Annotated in this window: 2 protein-coding genes; both read right to left on the bottom strand. The window is 69.2% G+C overall.

What is annotated here, in order from left to right; all coding sequences use genetic code 11:
* On the bottom strand, positions 1-461 hold a 461-nt coding region (locus VF794_RS39850), incomplete at its 3' end, for a sigma-70 family RNA polymerase sigma factor (protein ID WP_331118975.1).
* Between the two features lie 305 nt (positions 462-766).
* On the bottom strand, positions 767-1888 hold a 1122-nt coding region (locus VF794_RS39845), incomplete at its 5' end, for an alkaline phosphatase D family protein (protein ID WP_331118973.1).

Below are 1888 nucleotides of genomic sequence, written 5' to 3'. Positions count from 1 at the left end.
AGACGCTGGTCCATCTCGACGACGTCCTCCTCGGGGACGCCCAGGCGCTCGGCGAGCAATCGCGGCGAGGCCTCCTGTCCCGAGGCGAGCATGCGGCTCTCCTCCTCCCTCATCCGGAAGAACAGCTTTCGCTGCACGTCCGTGGTCCCCACCTTCACCAACCGCCAGTTCTCGATGATGAAGCGCAGCAGGTATGCGCGGATCCACCAGGCCGCGTAGGTGCACAGTCGCACGCCGCGCTCCGGCTCGAAGCGCTCCACCGCCAGCACGAGACCGAGGTTGCCCTCCTGGATGAGATCCATCAGCAGCAGGGGCGGGCGGTGGTGCTCGCGAGCCAGCTTCACCACCAGCCGCAGGTTCGAGGCCACCAGCCGGCCACGGGCTTTCGCGTCTCCCGCTTCCCGCACACGCTGGGCCAGGGTGCTCTCCTCCTCCCGGGACAGGAGGGGATGGCGCCGCACCTCCGCCAGCCAGGTCTCCAGCAGGGCCCTATCGTCAGCCGTAAGCCCCCCGTCATGGCGGCGATGTCCAGAGGACCGCGCCAGTCGGGCAGGGCGGAAGTGGCGGACCGACAGCATGTGGGGGACCCCTCTCGGCGGCTCAAGGTCGATCTGCGACCGATGCGGCCGTGATGCACCAGGCGTGCGAGGTACGGTCCCATTGGCGAGGGGCCCGGTCGCCCGCAAATCCTGCGTGCGAGCGGGCGGCCAGGCGCAGAAGCTGCGGAGGCCCCGGAATGTGTCGGGGCCTCGGGTCGGGTGTGTGTTCAGGCCTCGGTGATGGCGCCGTCGCGGATGCGCAGGTCCTTGTGGGAGAACTTCGCGCCCAGGGCGTCCGCGTTGTCGGCGTGGTTGGTGCCCACCTCGGCACTGGGGATGAGGTGGAAGGTGGCAAGCGCCTCGTTGGCACGCGCCTCGAGCACCACGAAGCCGTGCGCGTCGGTGTCGGTGAAGGCGATGCCGGGGTTGCTCGCGCGCAGGGTGGCATCCATCTCGGTGACGACGCGGCGATAGACGGCGCTGGTGGGCGGGAAGCCCGCGGCGACGACCGCCCCCGCGGCCAGTTCCTTCACCGCGGTGGACGAGATGGCCGGCGTGGTGAGGGTGGGCACTTCCTGTTCCACCGAGGCGAAGGAGGCGTGGATGTCCCCGGAGATGAAGAGTGCGTTGCGCACGTTGTTGTCACGCAGGTACTTGAGCAGCTCGGTGCGCTTGTTGGGGAAGCCGTCCCACTGGTCCGCGTTGAAGTAGAAGCGGGTGCGCAGGTTCTCCGGCGCCTCCGCGACAGTGGTCAGGTCCCACACCATGGAGGTGAGGGACACGGAGCTCACGACCACCTTCCAGGTGTTGTCCGCGAGCACCCGCTCGCGCAGCCATGCTTCCTGCGCGTCGCCCAGCACGTTCTCGCTGGCGCCCTGCGACTGGATGTAGCGGTACCTGGAGTACAGGTCGAAGGTCTGTTTCACCACGACGTAGCGGGAGCCCTGTTGGTGGAACAGCTCCGTCTTCCCCAGGTGCACGTAGGCGAGCCCGCGAGGCTTGTCGGTGGGGCTGATGGGGGCGGCGCCCACCTTGGCGAGGACCTGGTTCACGTACGCCAGCGCGAGGTTGCCCTTCACCTGCTGCACGGCCCTGGCGGCCGACTCCGCGCCGAGCCCCGCCTGGAGCGCGAGCTGCTGGTAGACCTGCTGGAGCGCCCCCTTCTGCTGGGCGTATTCGGGCGCGTCGATGTTCACGTACGCGTAGAGGTCGGAGGTGAGGGCCGCCGCGGCGCCCAAGAGCGTCAGCGCCGCCGCGTCCATCACCACCGTGCCGGGGTAGGCGTCCTCGGGGATGAGGTGGTCTGGCCGGTAGGTGCGCGCGTCGGTGGTGATGAGCCGCAGGTGCTT

This window comes from Archangium sp., assembly GCF_036389735.1.
In the GTDB taxonomy this organism is placed as follows: Bacteria; Myxococcota; Myxococcia; order Myxococcales; family Myxococcaceae; genus Archangium.
The sequence above is the reverse complement of the archived record's forward strand: the minus strand, read 5'-3'. Positions and strand labels throughout refer to the sequence as shown.